Consider the following 23,791-nt stretch of genomic DNA (forward strand, 5'->3'; position numbering starts at 1 on the left):
ATCGTTATTAACGTCTCGTTTTCTTATCGTCATCCGTATGACCTTTGTAGGTCCGGGTTGGAGCAAATTCGCCCAGTTTATGTCCGACCATATCCTCGGTTACGTACACCGGTACGTGCTTGCGGCCGTCATAGACACCAAACGTATGACCAATGAATTGCGGATAGATCGTGGAGCGACGGGACCAAGTTTTGATCACGACCTTCTTGTTCGAAGCGCTCGCTTCTTCCACTTTCTTAAGCAGGTACCCGTCGACAAAAGGTCCCTTTTTCAGACTGCGACTCATTCATTTATCCTCCCTTCACAATGCGCTGCAAGTTACGCTTCGTTCATGCCGCGAAGTGATCCGCAGGATGCGGATTACTTCGTGCGACGGCGAACGATATATTTATCAGAAGCTTTGCCTTTTTTACGCGTTTTGTAACCAAGGGTTGGTTTGCCCCAAGGAGACAACGGAGATTTACGGCCGATCGGAGCGCGACCTTCACCACCACCGTGTGGGTGATCGTTCGGGTTCATGACGACACCGCGGACTTCTGGACGTTTGCCCAGCCAACGGCTGCGTCCGGCTTTACCGATTTTTACGAGCTCGTGGTCACCGTTACCTACGGAACCGATCGTTGCGCGGCAAACTTTCAGAACTTTACGAACTTCGCCGGAAGACAGGCGGATCGTTACGTATTTGTCCTCTTTACCGAGCAATTGAGCTTCTGTACCAGCAGCACGAACAAGTTGTCCGCCTTTACCTGGTTTCAGCTCGATGTTGTGGATCACGGTACCTACCGGGATGTTTTCCAGCGGCAATGCATTACCGATTTTGATGTCGGAACCTGCGCCAGATTCGATCACGTCGCCCACTTTCAAGCCTTTAGGAGCGATGATATAGCGTTTCTCACCATCGGCATAGTGGATCAAAGCGATGTTCGAAGTCCGGTTTGGATCGTATTCGATCGTAGCAACGCGGCCTGGAATTCCATCTTTGTTCCGTTTGAAGTCGATGATCCGATATTTACGTTTATGTCCGCCGCCATGGTGACGAACAGTGATTTTACCTTGGTTGTTGCGGCCGGCAGTTTTGCTCAGCGGCGCAAGCAAAGATTTCTCCGGCTGATCCGTCGTAATTTCTTCGAAGGTCGACACGCTCATCGCACGTCTAGCCGGGGAAGTCGGTTTGTACTTTTTGATTGGCACGAGATTTCCCTCCTTACTTTAAGCGATTTTATACCGATTCAAAAAATTGGAGCGGCTTGCTTTCAGGTGTTAATGTAACAAACGCTTTTTTCCATTCTGGAGTGTATCCGGAGTAGCGTCCGTAACGTTTCAGCTTCCCGGGAACACGCAGGGTGTTTACGTTCTTCACCTTCACGCCGAAAATGGACTCAACAGCTTGTTTGATTTCCGTTTTGTTCGCGCGAATGTCTACTTCAAAGACATATTTCAGGTCGTTCATATATTCCGTGGAACGTTCCGTAATCACCGGGCGTTTGATAATATCGCGAGGATCCTTCATTACGCGAGCACCTCCTCTACCTTCTGAACTGCTTCTTTCGTAATGATCAGTTTGTCGTGCGTCAGCACGTCAAGAACATTAATGCCGTCTGCTGCCACGAACTTCACGCCTGGAATGTTACGAGCGGAAAGCGCAATGTTGTCGTCATAGCTAGGAGCTACAACCAGAGCTTTACGTTCCACTTTCAGGTTGTTCAAGATCGCTGCAAATTCTTTCGTTTTCGGAGCGTTCATCGCAAGTGCATCCAATACGATGATGTCCTGATCGATCACTTTCGACGAAAGCGCCGATTTGATCGCCAAACGACGAACTTTCTTAGGCAGTTTGTAGGAATAGCTGCGCGGAGTTGGTCCGAATACCGTACCGCCGCCTTTCCATTGAGGAGCGCGGATCGAACCTTGGCGCGCACGACCTGTACCTTTTTGTTTCCAAGGTTTACGGCCGCCGCCACGAACTTCGGAGCGTCCTTTAACTTTGTGCGTACCGAAACGCAGGGAAGCACGCTGCATTACAACAGCTTCATGAAGAACATGAGTGTTCGGCTCAATTCCGAATACGGCATCGTTCAATTCTACTTCGCCCACTTGGCTACCGCTAATATTGAAAAGTGCTACTTTTGGCATTTGTTGTTCCTCCTTTCCTGAGGGTTAATTATTTCTTAATAGTTTGTTTTACTTTAACGAAGCTGTTTTTCGGTCCAGGAATCGAACCTTTCACGAGCAAGACGTTGCGTTCTGCATCGACTTTAACAACTTCAAGATTTTGAATCGTTACAGTTTCATGTCCCATATGTCCAGGCAGGTTTTTACCTTTGAATACACGGTTAGCTGCGATGGAACCCATGGAACCAGGTCTACGATGGTAACGGGAACCGTGAGCCATTGGGCCGCGGCTTTGTCCCCAACGTTTGATTACGCCTTGGAACCCTTTACCTTTCGAAATCCCTGTTACGTCAACAAATTCGCCTTCAGCAAAAATATCGACTTTGACCTCTTGGCCAACCTCGTATCCTGCCAAATCAACACCGCGAATTTCGCGAACGTAGCGCTTAGGCGTTGTGCCTGCTTTCTTTGCATGCCCAACTTCAGGCTTATTCGCTCTAGCTTCCTTCTTATCGGAGTAGCCAAGCTGAATCGCTTCGTAACCGTCGTTCTCCAGGTCTTTCTTCTGCAGAACTACGTTAGAGCTAGCCTCAATAACCGTTACAGGAATGACATTCCCTTCCGGAGTAAACACTTGAGTCATACCAAGTTTCTTCCCTAAGATACCTTTCATGTTGACACCTCTTTTCCTTTCCTGGTTACCTTACAATAGTAGGTATTACAATTTAATTTCGATATCTACACCGGACGGCAGGTCCAAGCGCATCAAGGCATCCACAGTTTGTGGAGTCGGGTTCACAATGTCGATCAGACGCTTATGCGTACGTTGTTCGAATTGTTCCCGGGAATCCTTGTACTTGTGCACCGCACGGAGAATAGTAATCACTTGTTTCTCAGTTGGCAACGGGATTGGCCCGGATACGCCTGCACCCGAACGTTTTGCCGTTTCAACGATTTTCTCTGCGGATTGATCAAGAATTCTGTGGTCGTAAGCTTTCAAACGAATACGAATTTTTTGCTTTGCCATTTTAGTCCCTCCTTCTATCGCCCAATTTAGTATCGGACATACTCCGTGGAAATTTTCTGGCCACCCTCCCATGGCAAAGGGGCCGGGTGTGTCAGTAACCTCCCACATCATCGCAACGTCACAGAACAACATTCACTATTATATAGAAAAGGTAGGCGGAATGCAAGTATAATTCGTAATTTTTCATTCCCTAAATAAAGTAAAAGAGCTGCGCTCCGAAATCGGAGAGCAGCTCCTTCGATCAGGCGGTTAAGCCTAATTATTTGTTGATGGAAACAACGGCACCGGATCCAACTGTACGGCCGCCTTCACGAATGGAGAAGCGAGTACCTTCTTCGATCGCGATCGGGGAGATCAGTTGAACGGTAACTTCGATGTTGTCGCCAGGCATAACCATTTCAGTTCCTTCTGGCAGGTTGATGATGCCAGTTACGTCCGTTGTACGGAAGTAGAACTGAGGACGGTAGCCGGAGAAGAACGGCTTATGGCGTCCGCCTTCTTCTTTCGTCAATACGTATACTTGAGCGGTGAACTCAGTATGCGGGTTAACGGAAGCTGGTTTAGCCAATACTTGACCGCGTTCGATTTCTTTACGGTCAATACCGCGAAGCAGTGCACCGATGTTGTCGCCCGCTTGAGCGGAGTCGAGCAATTTACGGAACATTTCAACGCCGGTAACGACGGATTTTTTCGTTTCTTCAACGATACCCACGATTTCAACTTCATCGCCGACTTTAACCGTACCGCGTTCTACACGGCCAGTAGCAACTGTACCACGACCAGTGATCGAGAATACGTCCTCGACTGGCATCAGGAACGGTTTGTCGATTGGGCGTTCAGGCAGCGGAATGTACTCGTCGATGATTTCGAACATTTCAACGATTTTTTGAGCCCATTCGCCGTCTGGGTTTTGCAGAGCTTCACGAGCGGAACCGCGGATGATTGGAGTGTCATCGCCTGGGAACTCGTATTCGTTCAGCAGGTCGCGAACTTCCATTTCAACCAGTTCAAGCAACTCTTCGTCCTCTACCATGTCGCATTTGTTCAAGAATACAACGATGTAAGGAACGCCTACGTTACGGGACAGCAGGATGTGTTCGCGAGTTTGCGGCATTGGGCCGTCAGCTGCGGATACAACCAGGATTGCGCCGTCCATTTGAGCAGCACCAGTGATCATGTTTTTAACATAGTCGGCGTGCCCTGGGCAGTCAACGTGTGCGTAGTGGCGGTTGTTTGTTTCGTACTCAACGTGTGCCGTCGAGATGGTGATACCGCGTTCGCGTTCTTCTGGAGCTTTGTCGATTTGATCGAAAGCTACAGCAGCACCGCCGTATTTTTTGGACAATACAGTCGTGATGGCTGCAGTCAGAGTTGTTTTACCATGGTCGACGTGACCAATCGTACCGATATTAACGTGCGGTTTTGTACGTTCGTATTTAGCCTTTGCCATTTTAAACAGTTCCTCCTTAAAATATGGATTGTTATGTGTGACCGATCAAAGGAACAAGCCCTTCGACCGGCAATTACATTAAATTATTCGGCCCCTTTATGCTTGGACACGATTTCTTCAGCGATGTTCTTCGGAACTTCTTCATAGTGGGAGAGTTCCATCGAGAACACGCCGCGTCCTTGTGTACCGGAGCGCAGGGTCGTCGAGTAACCGAACATTTCGGAGAGAGGCACTTTCGCACGGATAATTTGCGCACCACCACGGGAATCCATACCTTCGATACGGCCACGGCGAGAGTTCAGCATACCCATAACGTCACCCATGTACTCCTCAGGCACCGTTACTTCAACTTTCATGATTGGCTCAAGCAGAACAGGTTGACATTTGTCTTTTGCTGCTTTCAGAGCCATCGAACCAGCGATCTTAAACGCCATTTCACTGGAGTCGACGTCATGGTAGGAACCATCGACGATCGTCGCTTTTACGTCAACAACCGGGAAGCCTGCAAGAACACCGTTCTGCATTGCTTCTTCGATACCTTGTTGAGCAGGTCCGATGTATTCTTTAGGAACAGCACCACCGACGATTTTGCTGTCGAATTGGTTACCTGTACCTGGTTCGAGCGGTTCGAATTCAACCCAGACGTGACCGTATTGACCACGACCACCGGACTGACGTACGAACTTACCTTCAACGCGAGCCGGAACACGGAACGTTTCACGATAAGCAACCTGAGGTTTACCTACGTTCGTGTCTACTTTGAATTCACGGCGCATCCGATCGATGATGATATCCAGGTGAAGCTCACCCATACCTGCAAGGATCGTTTGTCCCGTTTCTTCATCTGTATGTGCACGAAGCGTTGGGTCTTCTTCAGTCAGCTTCGCAAGTGCAACGCCCATTTTGTCTTGGTCGGCTTTCGTCTTCGGTTCAACCGCGATTTCGATAACTGGTTCTGGGAAGTTCATCGATTCAAGAATAACCGGTGCCTTCTCATCACACAGTGTATCACCTGTCCCGGTGTCTTTCAAACCTACAGCAGCTGCGATGTCACCAGCATAGACTTCGTTGATCTCTTGACGGTGGTTCGCATGCATTTGCAGGATCCGGCCGATCCGTTCGCGTTTACCTTTCGTTGCATTCAACACGTAAGAACCGGATTGCAGAATACCGGAGTATACGCGGAAGAACGTCAGTTTACCCACGTAAGGGTCGGTCATGATTTTAAATGCCAATGCCGCGAACGGCTCTTCGTCAGAAGAGTGACGTTCAACTTCTGTACCATCTTCCAGATGACCTTTGATGCTTGGCACATCAACTGGAGCTGGCAAGTAGTCGATAACGGCATCCAGCATCAGCTGAACCCCTTTATTACGGTAGGAAGAACCGCAGATAACTGGGAAGATTTTAACTTCACATACGCCCTTACGAAGCGCTGCTTTCAGTTCTTCAACGGTGATTTCCTCGCCTTCGAGGTATTTCATCGTCAATTCTTCGTCCAGTTCAGCAACTTTCTCTACCAACTCCGCACGAAGCTCTTCAACTTGTGCAGCGTATTCAGCAGGGATTTCTACTTCATCGATTTGTTGTCCCAGATCGTCTCTGTACATATACGCTTTTTGAGCGACAATGTCGATGATCCCGACAAAATCATTTTCTGCACCGATTGGCAGTTGGATAGCAACTGCATTCGCTTGCAGACGATCGCGCATATCCTTAACGACGTTCAGGAAGTCCGCACCGATGATATCCATTTTGTTGACGTAGGCGATCCGAGGAACACCATAGCGGTCAGCCTGTCTCCATACGGTTTCAGACTGCGGCTCAACGCCTTCCTTCGCACTAAACACGCCTACAGCCCCGTCCAATACACGCAGGGAACGTTCGACTTCAACAGTGAAGTCGACGTGTCCCGGGGTATCGATGATATTTACGCGGTGACCTTTCCATTGAGCGGTCGTCGCAGCGGATGTAATCGTGATTCCGCGCTCCTGCTCTTGTTCCATCCAGTCCATCGTTGCCGCACCTTCGTGAACTTCCCCGATTTTGTGCGTACGACCTGTGTAGAACAAGATCCGTTCCGTCGTGGTTGTCTTACCGGCGTCAATATGCGCCATGATCCCGATATTACGTGTATTTTTCAAGGAGAACTCTCTTGCCATGAATCTGTCTCCCTTCAAAATATAAATTTTGAAATACGGGCGTTATCCTACCAACGGTAGTGCGCGAACGCTTTGTTCGCTTCCGCCATTTTATGCGTATCTTCACGTTTCTTAACGGAAGCGCCTGTGTTGTTGGATGCGTCGATGATCTCGGCAGCCAAACGCTCTTCCATTGTCTTCTCACCGCGAGTGCGGGAGTAGTTTACGAGCCAACGTAATCCCAAGGATGTACGTCTCTCTGGTTTAACCTCGATCGGAACTTGGTAGTTTGCACCGCCGACACGACGAGCTTTAACTTCCAGTACAGGCATAATATTTTTGATCGCTGCTTCAAATACTTCCATCGGGTCATTCCCCGTACGTTCACGGATGATGTCGAACGCATTGTAAAGGATGCTTTGAGCAACGCCGCGTTTACCGTCGAGCATGATGCGGTTGATCAAGCGAGTAACCAATTTGCTGTTATACACCGGATCTGGCAACACATCTCTCTTAGCAACTGGACCTTTGCGTGGCATAGTTTGTTATCCCCCTTTCAGTAAAAATTCAATCCTTAGCTGTTGTCTCCAAACTTAAGCGATCTTATTTCTTCGCTTTCGGACGTTTCGCGCCGTATTTGGAACGAGCTTGCATACGGTTGTTAACGCCAGCCGTATCCAAGGCACCGCGCACGATATGATAACGGACACCCGGAAGGTCTTTTACCCGGCCGCCGCGAATCAGTACAACGCTGTGCTCTTGCAGGTTGTGTCCGATACCCGGGATGTAAGCCGTCACCTCTACACGGTTCGTCAAGCGAACACGGGCATATTTACGAAGCGCGGAGTTCGGTTTCTTCGGAGTCATCGTACCTACACGAGTGCAGACGCCGCGTTTTTGCGGAGAGCTCAAATCCGTAGCTTCACGTTTCAGAGCGTTAAACCCTCTTTGCAACGCTGGCGATTTGGATTTGTACACCTTATCTTGGCGTCCTTTACGTACTAATTGGTTAATTGTTGGCATGTTGTTGCCACCCCCTTCCTCAGAGTTCAAATTCCATTTACAAACCACTTGTTTAAGCCCACAGACCCAGGCGGCTCATAAAAGAACAAAGGAAATGTTTTTGCCAAAGAGTTCCCCTCATTAGCAAAAACATTTTCGATCAACTATGACTTTACGATCACAGCCATCGCCGCTCCTACTTCAATCCCACAAGCCTTGCCGAGATTCGCCATTGTATCTACAAAGGTGACTTTCACGGCATGTTGGTTGCATAAGGCGACGATCCTTGACGTAAGGCGTGGATCTGCATTCTCAGCAACATAAACTTCCTCGGCCCGTCCAAGTTCAACCATTCGCATCGTCTGCTTGGTGCCGACTTTAATCGGTGCGTCCCGTAGTCCTTTATCATTAGACATCATAACGTCCTCCAAAGCACAGGGTTATCCGTACTCACGCACTATGATATAGTATCACTCCGCTATAGTTGGTGTCAAGCGAAATATTCAGCGGAATTTTCATAGAAAAATAAGTCCGGCGCACCCCGGATCAAACTCGCTTCAGGGGCGCGCCGGCTTATCTTAACCTTCGTCGTTATTCGACCGAAACAGGTTCCAAGCTTTCTTCCGTAACTTCATCTTGTTCCGGCTCTTCGAATTGAATGTTACGGTAGCGACTCATGCCGGTACCGGCCGGAATCAACTTACCGATAATGACATTCTCTTTCAAGCCGAGCAGCTTGTCGACTTTGCCTTTGATGGCAGCGTCGGTAAGCACCCGCGTAGTTTCCTGGAAGGAAGCCGCGGACAAGAAGGAGTCGGTTTCCAGCGACGCTTTCGTAATCCCGAGCAGGACTGGTTTAGCCACTGCCGGCTCTTTGCCAGACAGAATTGCTTCTTTGTTGGCCGTTTCATACTCATGCAGGTCAACGAATGATCCTGGCAGAAGTGGTGTATCGCCGGCATCCACGATCCGAATCTTGCGCAGCATCTGGCGAATCATGACCTCAACGTGCTTGTCGTTGATTTCTACGCCTTGGTTCCGGTATACGCGTTGTACTTCCTGCAGAATGTAGTTCTGTACACCGCGAATCCCTTTGATGCGCAAAATTTCTTTCGGGTCGATGGAACCATCCGTCAGTTCATCGCCGGCCTCGATCTCGTCGCCTTCGCTAACGCGTAGACGAGAACCGTAAGTGACGGAGTATACTTTCGTTTCCGCTTCGCCTTGAACCTCGATTTCGCGACGGTCCTTCGCTTCGCGGATTTCTTTGATTACGCCGTCAATCTCACTGATCGTTGCTTGACCTTTCGGATTCCGGGCTTCGAAGAGCTCCTGAATCCGCGGAAGACCTTGGGTAATATCGTCGCCCGCAACGCCCCCGGTATGGAACGTACGCATGGTGAGCTGGGTCCCTGGTTCACCGATCGATTGAGCTGCGATGATACCAACAGCTTCCCCGATCTCCACGTGTTTACCCGTAGCCAGGTTGCGTCCGTAGCACTTCTTGCACACGCCATGACGAGCGCGGCAGCTGAGAACGGAGCGAATTTGCAGCTTCGTAATACCTGCGTTGACGATTTCATGCGCTTTGTCGGAATCGATCAGCTCGTTCCGGTGAATGATGATCTCGCCGGTTTCCGGATGGCGCACCGTTTCGAACGAATAACGGCCTTCAATCCGGTCGTACAGATTTTCGATCACTTCTTTACCGTCTTGGATAACGCCAACGGTAAAGCCTTTATCTGTACCACAATCCTCTTCGCGTACGATGACGTCTTGGGCCACGTCGACGAGACGACGGGTCAAGTAACCGGAGTCTGCAGTCCGCAACGCGGTATCCGCCAGACCTTTCCGGGCACCGTGCGTCGAAATGAAGTATTCCAAGACCGTAAGGCCTTCGCGGAAGTTCGATTTGATCGGCAATTCGATGATCCGGCCCGCCGGGTTCGCCATCAGGCCCCGCATACCGCCCAGCTGGGTGATCTGCGATTTGTTACCCCGTGCTTTAGAGTCAACCATCATCATGATGGAATTGTAACGATCCATCGACTTCATCAGGATGTCGGTAATTTGATCCTTACACTTGGACCAAATATCGATAACGCGGTCGTAACGTTCTTCGTTGGTGATCAGACCGCGGCGGTATTGGTTGGTAACAACCCGTACCTTCTCCTCGGATTCGCGAAGAATTTCTTGCTTTTCCTTCGGAACGATAACGTCCGCCACCGCAATACTTACGCCGGCACGCGTGGAGTAAGTAAAGCCAGTTTGCTTGATTCTGTCCAGAATAACGGAGGTTTCCGTCGTTTGGTAGATTTCGAAGCAGCGGCCGATGATTTCGCCGAGGTACTCCTTGCCCACACCGCCAACTTGCGGTGCAGCCATGATCCGTTCCACCACATTGGCACCCTTGTCATAAATAAAGTAATGATCCGGAGTGCCTTGGAACAAGTTCGTACGTGTTGGTTCATTAATATATGGGAAGCTGGCAGGGAAAATCTCGTTGAAAATGATTTTACCTACGGTCGTAATCAGCAGAGCGTTTTGCTGTGCTTCCGTAAAGCTGGTTTTACCCAGCGCTCTTGCCGGAATGGCTACCCGTGCATGCAACGAAGCGGTGCCGCGTTGATAAGCCGATACAGCTTCGTTAACCGAACCCAGGATCATACCGGAGCCTTTGGCTTCCTTGTTATCCATGGTCAGATAGTAGGAGCCGAGGACCATATCCTGCGAAGGCGTAACGACCGGTTTACCATCTTTCGGGTTCAGGATGTTACCGGACGCCAGCATCAGGATGCGGGCTTCCGCCTGAGCTTCCGCGGACAACGGTACGTGCACGGCCATCTGGTCACCGTCGAAGTCCGCGTTGTACGCCGTACATACGAGCGGATGCAGACGGATGGCGCGACCTTCCACCAGGATCGGTTCGAACGCCTGAATCCCGAGACGGTGAAGCGTAGGAGCACGGTTCAACAGAACCGGATGCTCTTTAATAACTTCCTCAAGAACATCCCAAACTTCTGGGCTTACACGTTCTACTTTGCGTTTTGCACTCTTAATGTTATGGGCCAGACCTTTGTTAACCAGTTCTTTCATAACGAAAGGCTTGAACAGTTCCAGCGCCATTTCTTTTGGCAAACCGCATTGGTACATTTTCAAATATGGACCTACGACGATAACGGAACGACCGGAGTAGTCAACCCGTTTACCGAGCAGGTTCTGCCGGAAACGACCTTGTTTCCCTTTGAGCATGTGGCTCAAAGATTTCAGCGGACGGTTACCCGGACCTGTTACGGGACGACCGCGGCGACCGTTGTCGATCAAGGCGTCAACGGCTTCCTGTAGCATCCGTTTCTCGTTCTGTACGATGATGTCCGGCGCGCCAAGGTCAAGCAGACGTTTCAACCGGTTGTTCCGGTTGATGACGCGGCGGTACAGATCGTTCAAGTCGGACGTCGCGAAACGGCCGCCATCGAGTTGAACCATCGGACGCAATTCCGGCGGAATAACCGGAAGCACGTCGAGGATCATCCACTCCGGCTGGTTGCCGGAGCTTTTGAACGCTTCGATGACTTCCAAACGTTTGATTGCACGGTTGCGGCGTTGACCTTGAGCCGTGCGCAATTCTTCTTTCAGGAACTCCAGCTCTTTGTCGATATCGAGATCCTGAAGCAGCTTCTTCACGGCTTCCGCACCCATACCGGCTTGGAATCCGTATCCGTATTTCTCACGGTAGCTGCGATATTCTTTCTCGGACAAAAGCTGCTTTTTCTCCAGCGGCGTTTCGCCTGGATCGGTTACGACATAAGATGCAAAATAAATGATCTCTTCCAGGGAACGCGGAGACATGTCGAGCGCAAGGCCCATCCGGCTCGGGATCCCTTTGAAGTACCAAATGTGAGATACCGGAGCTGCCAACTCGATATGCCCCATCCGTTCGCGGCGCACTTTCGCGCGAGTGACCTCAACGCCGCAGCGATCGCAGACAACGCCTTTGTAGCGAACGCGTTTATATTTACCGCAATGACATTCCCAGTCTTTGGTCGGGCCAAAAATCTTTTCGCAGAACAGCCCTTCCTTCTCTGGCTTCAACGTGCGGTAGTTGATCGTTTCCGGTTTCTTTACTTCTCCGCGGGACCAAGAACGAATTTTATCTGGGGAAGCAAGCCCAATTTTCATAAACTCGAAGTTGTTGACGTCCAACAAGGAGCATCCCTCCTTAACCAAGTCCTGATTTGACTGTATAACGCTCTATTCTACGCCGACTTCCGCGCCTTCCAGATTGAGACTGAGCTTGTCGCTCGACGCATCGTCCTCGTCGTCGATTTCTTTCATCTCGATCTCTTCTTCGTTTTCGGTCAAGATCTTGACGTCCATACCCAAGCTTTGCAGCTCTTTGATCAAGACCTTAAACGATTCAGGCACGCCCGGTTCAGGCACGTTTTCCCCTTTAACGATGGATTCGTAGGTTTTCACCCGACCCACCACGTCATCCGATTTGACGGTAAGAATCTCTTGCAGCGTATAAGCAGCACCATAAGCTTCCAGCGCCCATACTTCCATCTCCCCGAAACGCTGACCACCGAACTGAGCTTTACCACCCAGCGGTTGCTGCGTAACGAGCGAGTAAGGACCCGTCGAGCGAGCATGGATCTTATCGTCAACCATGTGCGCCAGCTTGATCATGTGCATGACACCGACGGTAACTTCACGTTCGAACGGTTCACCTGTGCGGCCATCGTACAGGATCGTTTTACCGTTCCGCTGCATGCCCGCTTCTTCCATCGTATCAAATACGTCTTCTTCATTGGCTCCGTCGAATACCGGCGTTGCCACGTGAATCCCCATCTTAAGGGCAGCCATACCCAGGTGGATCTCCAGCACCTGTCCGATGTTCATCCGCGAAGGTACGCCCAGCGGATTCAGGACAACCTGTACTGGCGTTCCGTCTGGCATAAACGGCATATCTTCTTCCGGCAAAATCCGGGCCACGACCCCTTTGTTACCATGGCGTCCAGCCATCTTGTCGCCTTCGGAGATTTTCCGTTTCTGTGCAATGTACACCCGAACGAGTTGGTTAACACCTGGCGGCAATTCATCGCCGTTCTCACGGGTAAACACCTTCACGTCAACAACAATCCCATCGGTACCGTGAGGCACACGCAGGGAAGTATCACGAACTTCGCGAGCTTTCTCACCAAAGATGGCGTGCAGCAAGCGTTCTTCTGCGGTCAGCTCCGTTACACCCTTAGGTGTTACTTTACCAACCAGGATGTCGCCGGCAGCAATTTCTGCACCAACGCGGATAATACCGCGTTCATCCAGGTTACGCAGCGCTTCTTCGCCGACGTTCGGGATGTCGCGAGTAATCTCTTCCGGTCCGAGCTTCGTGTCGCGGGCTTCGGATTCGTATTCCTCGATATGGATCGAAGTATATACATCTTCCTTCACCAGCTTCTCGCTCAGCAGGATCGCATCCTCGTAGTTGTAACCTTCCCAAGTCATAAAGGCAACGACCACGTTGCGGCCCAATGCCAATTCGCCCATTTCCGTCGAAGGACCGTCCGCAAGGATGTCACCTTTCTTAACGATGTCGCCCCGTTTGACGATCGGACGCTGGTTAATGCAGGTTCCTTGGTTAGAACGCATAAATTTGTGCAACTTATATTTCACAAGGTCGCCTTTGACTTCTTTTCCGTCTACGACTTCGATACGGCGGAGCCAAATTTGGTTCGCTTCCGACCGTTCGATGATCCCGTCATATTTCGACACGATGCAGACACCGGAGTCTTTTGCAGCCTTATGTTCCATCCCCGTACCGACAAGCGGAGCTTTAGGAACAAGCAACGGCACCGCTTGACGCTGCATGTTCGAACCCATGAGCGCACGGTTGGAGTCGTCGTTCTCCAAGAACGGAATCAGCGCCGTAGCGACGGATACAACCTGTTTCGGCGAAATATCCATGTAGTCTACGCGACTGCTTGGCATCGTCAAGATGTTATCCGATTGCTTATTGTAACGAACGATGACGAACTCATCTTCGAATTTGTTGTCTGGCGTCAGCTTCGCGTTCGCTTGCGCAATGACATAGTTGTCTTCTTCGTCGGCCGTCAGGTAGGCCACTTGATCCGTAACGGTTCCCGTCTTCGGATCGACCCAACGATACGGCGCTTCGATGAAGCCATATTCATTGATCCGCGCAAAGGTCGACAAGGAGTTGATCAAACCGATGTTCGGACCTTCCGGCGTTTCGATCGGACACATCCGGCCATAGTGGGACGGGTGAACGTCACGCACTTCCATGCCGGCGCGTTCCCGAGTCAAACCGCCTGGACCGAGCGCAGACAAACGACGTTTGTGCGTCAGTTCAGCGAGCGGGTTCGTTTGGTCCATGAACTGAGACAGTTGCGAGCTGCCGAAGAACTCTTTAATCGATGCAATGACAGGACGGATATTAATGAGCGCCTGCGGCGTAATTACGTTCGCATCCTGAATCGACATTCTTTCGCGTACGACACGTTCCATCCGGGACAAGCCGATGCGGAACTGGTTCTGCAGAAGCTCACCCACGGAGCGCAGACGACGGTTACCCAGATGGTCAATATCGTCCGTGCTGCCGATGCCGTGCAGCAAATTGATAAAATAGCTGATCGAAGAAATAATATCAGCAGGTGTAATATGTTTCACCGATTTATCGATATTGCGGTTGGCAATCACCTTAACCACTTTACCGTCTTCAATCGGGGAGAATACATCAATGGTTTGCAAGGGCACATCATCTACGTCAAGGACGCCGCCGGCTACATGGTAGTTCTTGAAGCCCACGCCGTTCTCAAGGTAAGGCAAAATTTCATCCAGCAAGCGGCGGTCAACCATTTGACCCGCTTCGGCGATAATTTCACCCGTCGTTGTATCAATCAGCGTCTCAGCAAGACGTTGGTTGAACAAACGGTTCTTGATGTGCAGCTTTTTATTGATTTTATAACGACCGACATTCGCCAGATCGTAACGTTTTGGATCGAAGAAGCGCGCTACCAGCAAGCTCTTCGCATTTTCCAGCGTCGGCGGTTCACCCGGACGCAAACGTTCATAGATCTCGATCAAGGCTTTCTCTGTCGAATCCGTATTGTCTTTATCCAGCGTATTGCGGATGTACTCGTCGTTGCCGAGCAAATCCAGAATTTCCGCATCGGTTCCGAAGCCAAGCGCACGCAGCAACACGGTTACCGGAATTTTGCGGGTGCGGTCGATCCGCACGTAGATAATATCTTTCGCATCCGTCTCCAACTCGAGCCAAGCGCCGCGGTTAGGGATAACGGTTGCGGTATACATTTTCTTACCGTTCTTATCCACTTTCGTACTGAAATAGACGCTAGGAGAGCGAACCAACTGGCTGACAATAACCCGTTCCGCACCGTTAATAATAAACGTACCGGTTTCGGTCATCAGCGGGAAATCTCCCATGAACACTTCCTGCTCTTTGACTTCGCCGGTTTCCTTATTAATGAGCCGGACTTTGACCCGAAGCGGCGCCGCATAGGTAACGTCGCGCTCTTTCGCGTCATCCACCGTATACTTCGGTTCGCCCAGGCTGTAATCGATAAACTCCAACACCAGATTTCCGGTGAAATCCTGAATCGGCGAGATATCTTGGAACATTTCCCGAAGGCCTTCTTCCAAGAACCACTCATAGGATTTCTGTTGGATTTCGATCAGGTTCGGTACTTCGAGTATCTCGTTAATTCGCGCATAACTACGCCGAGTGCGTCGACCATATTGAACAAGATGTCCTGCCAACTTAAACTCACCCCTCATGTCTACTCACTTAAAAATACATTGCGAACCCGTGTTTGTGCCCTTATAATAGACCCATACGGATTCATCCACAAATAAAGAAAAGCCCTTATCGAATGCTTTCGAAAAAAGAGCATCATTTATCCGTGTCTGTTTCTGCTCTGATGTCCTCATAATCATTAGTTTATCCAAAATGTGCATATTATACGTAGAACGACACATTTTTATGCATTGTTCCCGTAGAACTATTGACATTTCAGCAAACTAAAGCCACAGAGGGCATCCTAATGCTGACATTTTATAATAATAACATATCGGATTTGTCAAGTCAACCTTATTCTTTTACCGCCCGATAAATACGGTACCCCTTGTCCTTCGTCACTTCCTCCACCCGCGAAAACAGCGACTCCAACTTCTCTTTCGCTGACGGCGCCCCTTGTTTCTTCTGGATTACCACCCATAGCGATCCGCCAGAACGCAACCGTTCATAAGCACCTTCAAAAATGGCGTGCACCGTAGCTTTACCAGCCCGAATCGGCGGATTGGTCAATACCACATCGAACTTCCGATTGTCTAACGCAGAGAACAAATCGCTCTCCAGTACGGTGATGTTGTTCACGCCGTTCGCCGCCGCATTCTCTTTCGCTAATTCCACCGCACGAGAGTTCACATCGATCATAGTCACATGCCCTTTGGCCGCCAGCCTTGCCGCCGCTAGTCCAATGGGTCCATAGCCGCAGCCTACGTCCAATACCTCTGCGTCTTGCGGAATGTCCATAGCTTCAATTAAAGTGCGACTGCCGAAGTCAACGCCTCCCTTGGCAAAAACGCCGGCATCGCTGACGAAGCGATAGCTTTGCCCCCGCAGCACCGTATCCCAGGTTTTCCGATCATGCGCCGCAGTAGGCTGGCTTGCGTAGTAGTGATCCGCCATGATTTCTTGTTTCCCTCCATTAGCATCTAGTCATCTATCTGTACCTGTCCCCTATTATATCCATTACCACAACTTCATGTAAGGGGAGAAAGGCAACAAACCCCTTGAATCAAGTTCAAGGGGTTTGTGATCGAGAAACAAGCTACTATTTCAGTTCTACAGTTGCGCCTGCTTCTTCCAGTTTTGCTTTGATGCCTTCTGCTTCTTCTTTGCTTACTTTTTCTTTCAGCGGTTTTGGAGCGTTGTCAACCAGGTCTTTGGCTTCTTTCAAGCCGAGGCCCGTGATTTCGCGAACCACTTTGATAACGTTGATTTTGGAAGCACCAGCGTTAGTCAGTACTACGTCGAATTCGGATTGTTCTTCAGCTGCGCCGCCGCCAGCTGCACCGCCGCCAGCTACAACAACCGGAGCTGCTGCAGTTACGCCGAATTCTTCTTCGATTGCTTTAACAAGATCGTTCAGTTCAAGAACGGTCATACCTTTGATTGCTTCCAAGATTGCTTCTTTACTCATGGTAGAACCTCCATTATATAATAGTTTGTTTGTTGCGAATCAGATAACTTGCATCCGCAAGGCTAACTTACGCGCTTGCTTCTTCTTTCTCGGCAACGGCTTTGACAGCCAGTGCGAAGTTGCGAACAGGTGCTTGAAGTACGCTGAGGAGCATCGAAAGCAAACCTTCGCGGGAAGGAAGATCCGCGAGCGCTTTGATTTGGTCGACGCCAACTACACGGCCTTCAACCACGCCACCTTTCACTTTCAGAGCATCGTTCTTCTTGGCGAATTCGCTCAAGATTTTCGCTGGAGCTACTGCATCTTCCTTACTGAACGCGATGGCCGTAGGACCGGTCAACACTTCGTCCAGCTCGGTCAATTCCGCAGCAGCCGTAGCGCGGCGAATGAGCGTGTTCTTCAGCACTTGGAATTCCACGCCAGCTTCACGAAGCTGTTTGCGGAGTTCGGTAACTTGAGCAACATTCAATCCGCGATAATCCGCAACGACGGTCGTTGCGCTTTCGCGCAATTTGGACGTTACAGCTTCAACGGCTTCTTGTTTTGCTTGAATGACTTTTGCGTTTGCCAAACTGCACACCTCCTATTAGATTCATGAGCCTCTTGCTACTTCCGCAAGGCATTGAAAAAAGCCTCCGCAGAATCACGAAGGCTTTGATGGATCATCCGCACACAACAAGAGCTGTGTACAGCGACGTTCTATCACAACACCTCGGTAGGAAATTAAGCCTCACGGCACCTACTGTCTACGGTAAGCATATTCATATTTAAGTCTCACTTCAAAACAACTGTTTCAGTATACCAAGGCGACACCGTGGTGTCAATCCCCGTTCCGTTTAGAACGAGAGGTATTATCTGTAAGCAGCTGTACTTACGCGAGCACTTGGGCCCATGGTCGAAGAAATCGCGATATTCTTCAAGTATACGCCCTTTGCAGCGGCCGGTTTAGCCCGGTTCAATGCGTCGATGAGAGCCTTAAGGTTCTCATTCAATTGTTCAGCAGTAAAGGATACTTTACCGATTGGCGCATGAATTTGACCCGCTTTGTCCAGACGGTACTCGATTTTACCGGCTTTGATTTCTTGAACGGCTTTAGCTACGTCAAACGTAACTGTACCTGCTTTCGGGTTAGGCATGAGACCTTTACCACCGAGCAGACGGCCGAGTTTACCAACTTCGCTCATCATGTCCGGTGTAGCTACGCAGACATCGAACTCGAACCAGCCTTGTTGGATTTTGTTGATCATATCTTGATCGCCGACGAAATCTGCTCCGGCTGCTTCTGCTTCCTTCGCTTTATCGCCTTTGGCGAATACCAATACGCGTTGGGTTTTGCCTGTGCCATGCGGCAGAACAACAACACCACGAACGGCTTGGTCTTGTTTACGAGGGTCTACGCCCAAACGAACTGCAGCTTCTACGGTTTCGTCGAATTTTGCAGTCGCTGCCTTCTTCACCAGTTCAACGGCTTCCAAAGGCTCATACGTCGCTTCGCTGTCGATCAGCTTAGCGGCTTCCAGGTATTTCTTACCGTGTTTAGCCATGAATTCGTCCTCCTCTGTGGTATTAGCGGAAATTCCTCCCACTGTTGATGGGCCATATAAACAAGCTTCGCTCATCTATAGAACCTCATCCGAGGATGAAATTTAATATCGTAAATGTAGATTAAGAAATTTCATCCATTCGACCAAGATTAGTCTTGGATCGTGATGCCCATGCTGCGGGCTGTACCTTCAACCATACGCATAGCCGCTTCAACGGATGCTGCGTTCAGGTCAGGCATTTTTTGCTCCGCGATTTGACGAACGGTGTCGCGTTTCACGGTAGCCACTTTCTTCTTGTTCGGTTCGCCGGAACCTTTCTCGATCTTCGCTGCAACACGAAGCAGAACGGCAGCCGGTGGAGTTTTGGTGATGAATGTAAACGAACGGTCTTCAAACACCGAAATTTCAACCGGAATGATCAAACCTGCTTGATCGGCAGTACGCGCGTTGAATTCTTTACAGAATGCCATGATGTTGACACCTGCTTGACCCAGCGCCGGACCTACCGGAGGTGCAGGGTTCGCTTTCCCCGCAGGAATTTGCAGTTTTACCACTTTGATAACTTTTTTCGCCATGTAAAACACCTCCTTGCCCTAATAGTGGTAGACGGAAGCCTTACAGCCCCTCCCACTTTGAACCCTAAGAAACCTTTAGAAGTTGCAAAATTATATCTTCTCCACCTGAGAGTAATCCAGCTCAAGCGGGGTTTCTCGTCCAAACATGTTGACGTGAACCTTAACCTTGCTCTTGTCGGTCAGAATTTCCTCAATTGAGCCTACAAAATTGGCAAAAGGACCAACTTTGATACGCACATTTTCCTTGAGCTCAAATTCGATGACCGGCTTCGGTTCCTCCATACCCATATGCGCCAGAATCTGATCCACTTCTTCAGGGAGCAGCGGCGTTGGCTTGGAACCGGAACCCGTAGAGCCGACGAACCCGGTGACTCCCGGCGTGTTGCGCACAACATACCAAGAATCGTCGGTTTGGATCATTTCCACCAAGACGTAACCGGGGTAAACTTTACGCATGACAGTCTTCTTCTTACCGTCTTTGTTCACCACTTCTTCTTCCATCGGAACAAGAACGCGGAATATCTTGTCTTCCATGCCCATGGACTCGACGCGTTTTTCCAAATTGGCTTTGACTTTGTTCTCATACCCAGAGTAGGTATGAACGACGTACCATCTTTTTTCCATATCAAGCCACCTAGGGACCCTTCTTAAATTATCGCTTCGATCACAGCAGAAATGCCGATGTCCAGAACCCAAAAATAAATCGCGACAACGGTAATTGTACCGAGCACAATCAGCGTATAATTAGTCAGCTCTTTACGATTAGGCCAGCGAACCTTTTTAAGCTCAGCCCAGCTCTCAGAGAAAAAAGAAAACAACGACTTGAAACTACGTTTCATGCGCGACTACACCTCCAAGGACTATCTGGTTTCGCGATGAGGAACTTGCTCGTTGCAGAACTTGCAATACTTCTTCATCTCCATGCGGTCGGGGTGGTTACGCTTGTTTTTCGTTGTCGTGTAGTTTCTTTGTTTGCAATTCGTACAAGCCAACGTAATTATTACCCGCATGATGTGCACCTCCCGAAGACATTCTTTAATGAGCTGTCTCTATATTGACCTAAAATCGAATGTTCGCCACCTAAAAAAGGGAAACACAAAATTAGGCCTACCTAAAACACTTTATCATATGGCACAACCCGTGTCAACGAGGCATCCTGCTAATGCTCTACGATTATTTACAGTATAGCTCACGATTTTGGAAGATAAACCCTGGGGAGAGAAAACGATGGGGACATCCCTTCAGTAAAGGGAAGAAGAAAAAGCAGATGCACCAAGCGAATCCGCGTTGTTCGCCTGTGAAGGCGGAGATCAAGAAACGTTTTTTTGCGGTAAAAAAAGGGTTCCCTGCAACCAGGTCCCCCTTGGGTCTGCTTATTGAATGTATGTAGCATAAGGATAGATATATAAGTTCAAATACTGCCGTCGCGAACTTCCAGATAACGCTCCAGCTTGCGCTTGACGCGCTGCAAAGCGTTGTCGATCGATTTGACGTGGCGATTCAAATCCACGGCGATCTCCTGATAGGACCTTCCGTCCAAATAGAGCATCAGCACTTTGCGTTCCAAATCACTGAGGATCTCGGACATCTTGTCCTCCAGGCCGGTAAACTCCTCCTGGTTGATGATCAATTCTTCCGGATCGCTCACCTGAGAGCCGCAAATGACGTCGAGCAACGTTCGATCCGATTCCTCATCGTAGATCGGCTTGTCCAAGGAAACGTACGAATTCAGCGGAATATGCTTCTGCCTCGTTGCCGTCTTGATCGCGGTAATGATCTGGCGCGTGATGCACAGCTCCGCGAACGCTTTGAACGAAGCAAGCTTATCCCCCCGAAAGTCCCGGATCGATTTGTAGAGTCCGATCATGCCTTCCTGTATGATATCTTCGCGGTCGGCACCGATGAGAAAATAAGACCTCGCCTTAGCGCGCACGAAGCTCCGATACTTGTTAATCAAGTATTCCAACGCTTCACTGTCGCCTTCTCGAACCGCCTCGACAATGTCTTCGTCACTTTGGATCTCATAGTCAAACCTTACCCATGTATCGAGTTTGACACTCACCACAAATCCCTCCGGCCGCAACGCACGGTTCCCCGTCACTCATTCAAGTAATACGAACAGTATATATGAAGGTGCATACTAGCGTCAACCGCAAAAGTACCAAAAGATGTAAAGTCGAACTTTGTCAAGGGTATATGGTAGTAGAACTCGAGAATTCCCTTTCATTCCCTGCGCCATCGTTCAAACAACTGTCTCAGCTCTGGGCTTAGCTTGGCATCCAGCGTATTGCGGCTGGAATTGGCGCTTCGCTCGGCGATTTTGGCCTGGATTTCCTTCTCGCTTTGCTCTACCTGAATCAAGAGTTCCCTGGCCGATATCCGCAGCGCGCCCTGTCCAAAAATCACGTGCTGCTCCACCATATCGCTTGTGGCAACATAGATTTGCCGGCGACGGTGGCTCAGCTCACCGACCAGCCGTTCAATGCATTCGTCGGCCGTTTCCTTCTCTTTCGTGAAAACCAGCTCCACCTTGTTCTGGGTATAGGACTTGCCCAGCCCCGGAACCCGATAAGCATCAAAGACGACGATTACCTTTCTCCCGGAAAAAGCTTGATAATCGGCGAGCCGCTCAAGCAGCCTGTCCCTTGCAGCCTGCAGATCCCGCTTGGACAGTTCCGCCAGCTCAGGCCAGCCGCCGATCATATTGTATCCGTCCACCAATAGCACATCGCGCACATCGCGCATGGCCTTTATCCTTCAGCGCGTCGTCTGCGCAGCACTTCGTACATAATGACCCCGGCGGCAACCGAGGCGTTCAGGGAATTGAGCCGTCCGTTCATCGGGAGCTTGACCAGGACGTCGCACGTTTCCCGAACGAGGCGCCCCATACCTTTGTTCTCATTGCCGATGACGATCGCCACCGGCCCGGTCAGCACGTTGCCGCTGCGATACATCTCTTCTTTTGCACCTACGTCTGTACCAACGATCCATACGCCTGCTTCCTTCAATTGCTCCATGGTCTGAACCAAATTCGTTACCCGTGCAACGGGGACGTACTCCACCGCTCCGGCCGAGGTTTTCGACACGGTGGCAGTCACCGATGCCGAGCGGCGTTTTGGAATAATAACTCCATGCACCCCGGTGCACTCTGCTGTCCGGAGAATCGAGCCCAAATTATGCGGGTCTTCAATCTCGTCCAGAATCAACAAGAAAGGCGGTTCCCCGCGTTCCTGCGCACGGGCCAGTAAATCGTCCACTTCCGCGTAGGCGTAAGGGGCAACTTGAGCGACCACGCCCTGATGCTGCAGGCCGGGCGCCATTTGGTCCAGCTTGCGCTTGTCCACAAATTGCACGACAATGCCGTGTTTTTTCGCTTCAGCCACGATTGGCTGGGTAAGATGCTTCTGGGCGCCTTCGGCCACCCATATTTTATTGATTGTGCGGCCGGCATGCAGCGCTTCAAGCAGCGAATGCTTGCCGCCAATCCATTCTTGTTCCTCCATCGGAATCCTCCTATGCAATGGTGACACTTTGTTAGTCACGGTCCCGATTGTCCTCTAAATCGGCAAATCCGTGAGCAATCAACTCGCGGAGGCGATCATGCGCTCCGGTGTAATATAAGTAACCGACCAGGCTCTCTAAAGCGGTGGCGAGTCGGTAATCTTGCACGTTGGCGTTCTTCGGCACCGTGCCGGACTTGGCGTTGCGCCCTTGGCGGACAACGTCCTTCTCTTCTTCAGTGAGCAGCGGCTCGATCTGCTCCAGCAGACGCGCTGTTTGTGAATGTGAACGTCAGCCGCCTGGACGGCGTCAAGCTGGATGGTATCCCGCTTGCGGGAGATGCGAAGGCAACGTTGCCGGCGCTGGCGGACATGTTGGCGGCAGCGGGGTATGCGTCGGGTTACGGTGAGACAGAGATCAAAACGCTCAAGGCCGAGTGGGATCGGGAGGTCGACCGGTTGTATGGGCTGGAACGCGAAGATGGGCTGGCGCAGACACGCGCGCTTGGGGTGATCAACGAAGTGATCGGCAACGACGCGATTATCGTATGCGCATCGGGCAGTCTGCCTGGTGACCTGCAGTGGTTGTGGCGGACGTCCCGGCCGGATACCTACCATATGGAATACGGCTTCTCCTGTATGGGTTATGAAGTGAACGGCGCCTTTGGGGTGTCGCTGGCAGCACCGCAGCAGGAGGTTTACGCCCTGGTAGGGGACGGCGGCTATTTAATGCTTCATTCCGAGCTGATCACCAGCCTGCAGGAAGGCCGGAAAATGACGGTGCTGCTGTTTAATAACCACGGCTTCCAATGCATTCATAACCTGCAGCGCGAGCACGGAAGCGATGGCTTCGGCAATGAATTCCGTTATCGGGAGGCTGGCACAGGCCGCTATACGGGCGATGTGCTTCCGATTGACTTCGCTGCACACGCCCGCAGTCTTGGCGCGGCTTCGTACAAAGCTTCGAACGCGGAGGAACTGCGCGAGGCGCTTCGCTTGGCCCAGGCAGAGACGCGGACGACGCTGATCGAGATCGCGGTGCTGCCTGGCACCAATACGGAGGGCTATGAGTCCTGGTGGAACGTAGGCGTCCCTGCGGTCTCAACCGGCGAACGGGTTATGAAGGCCCACGAAGCCATGAACGAGCGGATTCGGCAGGCAAGAGCTTATTAATCGAAACCGGCAACGGGGAGGGATG

At 50.6% G+C, this 23,791-nt stretch carries 24 protein-coding genes, 2 pseudogenes and 1 other annotated feature; of the genes and pseudogenes, 1 reads left to right on the forward strand and 25 read right to left on the reverse strand.

The genetic code is table 11. The features are described 5' to 3' along the window. Positions 1 to 7: 7 nt before the first annotated feature. The 25 genes and pseudogenes from rpsS to RW092_RS22715 all read right to left on the reverse strand — a co-directional run. A complete protein-coding gene (rpsS, locus tag RW092_RS22595) occupies positions 8 to 286 on the reverse strand; it encodes a 30S ribosomal protein S19 (RefSeq protein ID WP_009226642.1) in 279 nt (92 codons plus the stop codon). Positions 287 to 360: 74 nt separating this feature from the next. Further along, positions 361 to 1,191, reverse strand: a complete 831-nt coding sequence (gene rplB, locus RW092_RS22600; RefSeq protein WP_016310717.1) for a 50S ribosomal protein L2 — start codon at positions 1,189 to 1,191, stop codon at positions 361 to 363. A gap of 28 nt (positions 1,192 to 1,219) precedes the next feature. Next, on the reverse strand, positions 1,220 to 1,510 hold the full coding sequence (gene rplW, locus RW092_RS22605; protein WP_016310716.1) for a 50S ribosomal protein L23: 291 nt from the start codon (positions 1,508 to 1,510) through the stop codon (positions 1,220 to 1,222). Continuing rightward, entirely contained in the window at positions 1,510 to 2,133 is a 624-nt protein-coding gene (rplD, locus tag RW092_RS22610) for a 50S ribosomal protein L4 (protein WP_016310715.1), read from the reverse strand. Before rplD ends, rplW begins: the two co-directional genes overlap by 1 nt. 28 nt (positions 2,134 to 2,161) lie before the next feature. Beyond that, positions 2,162 to 2,785, reverse strand: a complete 624-nt coding sequence (gene rplC / locus RW092_RS22615; protein ID WP_016310714.1) for a 50S ribosomal protein L3 — start codon at positions 2,783 to 2,785, stop codon at positions 2,162 to 2,164. A 45-nt stretch (positions 2,786 to 2,830) separates the two neighbouring features. Beyond that, complete coding sequence (gene rpsJ / locus RW092_RS22620) at positions 2,831 to 3,139, reverse strand: 30S ribosomal protein S10 (protein ID WP_009226637.1); 309 nt, start codon at positions 3,137 to 3,139, stop codon at positions 2,831 to 2,833. A gap of 259 nt (positions 3,140 to 3,398) precedes the next feature. After that, positions 3,399 to 4,589 carry an elongation factor Tu gene (gene tuf / locus RW092_RS22625; protein ID WP_016310713.1) on the reverse strand — a complete coding sequence of 397 codons (1,191 nt, stop codon included), beginning with the start codon at positions 4,587 to 4,589 and terminating at the stop codon, positions 3,399 to 3,401. 83 nt (positions 4,590 to 4,672) lie between these two features. Further along, complete coding sequence (gene fusA, locus RW092_RS22630; protein WP_016310712.1) at positions 4,673 to 6,751, reverse strand: elongation factor G; 2,079 nt, start codon at positions 6,749 to 6,751, stop codon at positions 4,673 to 4,675. Between the two features lie 47 nt (positions 6,752 to 6,798). Next, positions 6,799 to 7,269, reverse strand: a complete 471-nt coding sequence (gene rpsG, locus RW092_RS22635; protein WP_009226634.1) for a 30S ribosomal protein S7 — start codon at positions 7,267 to 7,269, stop codon at positions 6,799 to 6,801. A gap of 64 nt (positions 7,270 to 7,333) precedes the next feature. Beyond that, entirely contained in the window at positions 7,334 to 7,753 is a 420-nt protein-coding gene (gene rpsL, locus RW092_RS22640; RefSeq protein WP_009226633.1) for a 30S ribosomal protein S12, read from the reverse strand. 143 nt (positions 7,754 to 7,896) lie between these two features. Next, complete coding sequence (locus tag RW092_RS22645; RefSeq protein ID WP_028539488.1) at positions 7,897 to 8,148, reverse strand: ribosomal L7Ae/L30e/S12e/Gadd45 family protein; 252 nt, start codon at positions 8,146 to 8,148, stop codon at positions 7,897 to 7,899. Positions 8,149 to 8,323: 175 nt separating this feature from the next. After that, on the reverse strand, positions 8,324 to 11,938 hold the full coding sequence (gene rpoC, locus RW092_RS22650) for a DNA-directed RNA polymerase subunit beta' (protein WP_316011362.1): 3,615 nt from the start codon (positions 11,936 to 11,938) through the stop codon (positions 8,324 to 8,326). Between the two features lie 45 nt (positions 11,939 to 11,983). Then, positions 11,984 to 15,529 (reverse strand): DNA-directed RNA polymerase subunit beta, encoded by a 3,546-nt coding sequence (rpoB, locus tag RW092_RS22655; RefSeq protein ID WP_316011363.1) that lies wholly within the window; start codon positions 15,527 to 15,529, stop codon positions 11,984 to 11,986. 331 nt (positions 15,530 to 15,860) lie between these two features. After that, complete coding sequence (locus RW092_RS22660) at positions 15,861 to 16,460, reverse strand: class I SAM-dependent methyltransferase (protein ID WP_316011364.1); 600 nt, start codon at positions 16,458 to 16,460, stop codon at positions 15,861 to 15,863. A 145-nt stretch (positions 16,461 to 16,605) separates the two neighbouring features. Then, on the reverse strand, positions 16,606 to 16,974 hold the full coding sequence (gene rplL, locus RW092_RS22665) for a 50S ribosomal protein L7/L12 (protein ID WP_016310707.1): 369 nt from the start codon (positions 16,972 to 16,974) through the stop codon (positions 16,606 to 16,608). Positions 16,975 to 17,041: 67 nt separating this feature from the next. Further along, on the reverse strand, positions 17,042 to 17,545 hold the full coding sequence (gene rplJ, locus RW092_RS22670) for a 50S ribosomal protein L10 (protein ID WP_016310706.1): 504 nt from the start codon (positions 17,543 to 17,545) through the stop codon (positions 17,042 to 17,044). Between the two features lie 44 nt (positions 17,546 to 17,589). After that, positions 17,590 to 17,744, reverse strand: a sequence feature (ribosomal protein L10 leader region). Positions 17,745 to 17,825: 81 nt separating this feature from the next. Then, the gene (gene rplA / locus RW092_RS22675; RefSeq protein WP_016310705.1) at positions 17,826 to 18,518 is read right to left on the reverse strand and encodes a 50S ribosomal protein L1; all 693 of its coding nucleotides are present in this window, start codon (positions 18,516 to 18,518) and stop codon (positions 17,826 to 17,828) included. Positions 18,519 to 18,667: 149 nt separating this feature from the next. Continuing rightward, on the reverse strand, positions 18,668 to 19,093 hold the full coding sequence (gene rplK / locus RW092_RS22680; protein WP_016310704.1) for a 50S ribosomal protein L11: 426 nt from the start codon (positions 19,091 to 19,093) through the stop codon (positions 18,668 to 18,670). Positions 19,094 to 19,183: 90 nt separating this feature from the next. Beyond that, complete coding sequence (nusG, locus tag RW092_RS22685) at positions 19,184 to 19,717, reverse strand: transcription termination/antitermination protein NusG (protein WP_009226624.1); 534 nt, start codon at positions 19,715 to 19,717, stop codon at positions 19,184 to 19,186. Positions 19,718 to 19,740: 23 nt separating this feature from the next. Further along, the gene (gene secE / locus RW092_RS22690) at positions 19,741 to 19,932 is read right to left on the reverse strand and encodes a preprotein translocase subunit SecE (RefSeq protein WP_009226623.1); all 192 of its coding nucleotides are present in this window, start codon (positions 19,930 to 19,932) and stop codon (positions 19,741 to 19,743) included. A gap of 21 nt (positions 19,933 to 19,953) precedes the next feature. After that, entirely contained in the window at positions 19,954 to 20,103 is a 150-nt protein-coding gene (gene rpmG, locus RW092_RS22695; RefSeq protein WP_009226622.1) for a 50S ribosomal protein L33, read from the reverse strand. A gap of 401 nt (positions 20,104 to 20,504) precedes the next feature. Next, on the reverse strand, positions 20,505 to 21,158 hold the full coding sequence (gene sigH, locus RW092_RS22700; RefSeq protein ID WP_016310702.1) for an RNA polymerase sporulation sigma factor SigH: 654 nt from the start codon (positions 21,156 to 21,158) through the stop codon (positions 20,505 to 20,507). A 158-nt stretch (positions 21,159 to 21,316) separates the two neighbouring features. After that, positions 21,317 to 21,838 carry an NYN domain-containing protein gene (locus RW092_RS22705; protein ID WP_016310701.1) on the reverse strand — a complete coding sequence of 174 codons (522 nt, stop codon included), beginning with the start codon at positions 21,836 to 21,838 and terminating at the stop codon, positions 21,317 to 21,319. Positions 21,839 to 21,843: 5 nt separating this feature from the next. After that, positions 21,844 to 22,596, reverse strand: a complete 753-nt coding sequence (gene rlmB / locus RW092_RS22710) for a 23S rRNA (guanosine(2251)-2'-O)-methyltransferase RlmB (RefSeq protein ID WP_127576772.1) — start codon at positions 22,594 to 22,596, stop codon at positions 21,844 to 21,846. Positions 22,597 to 22,627: 31 nt separating this feature from the next. After that, a pseudogene (locus RW092_RS22715) lies at positions 22,628 to 22,867 on the reverse strand (ribonuclease III domain-containing protein); the annotation flags it as partial. Between RW092_RS22715 and RW092_RS22720 the strand changes: the two are divergent. After that, positions 22,861 to 23,766, forward strand: a pseudogene (locus RW092_RS22720) (thiamine pyrophosphate-dependent enzyme); the annotation flags it as partial. The pseudogenes RW092_RS22715 and RW092_RS22720 sit on opposite strands and share 7 nt — an antisense overlap. Positions 23,767 to 23,791 lie beyond the last annotated feature (25 nt).

This window comes from Paenibacillus sp. 3LSP (genome assembly GCF_032465655.1).
Lineage (GTDB): Bacteria > Bacillota > Bacilli > Paenibacillales > Paenibacillaceae > Fontibacillus > Fontibacillus barengoltzii.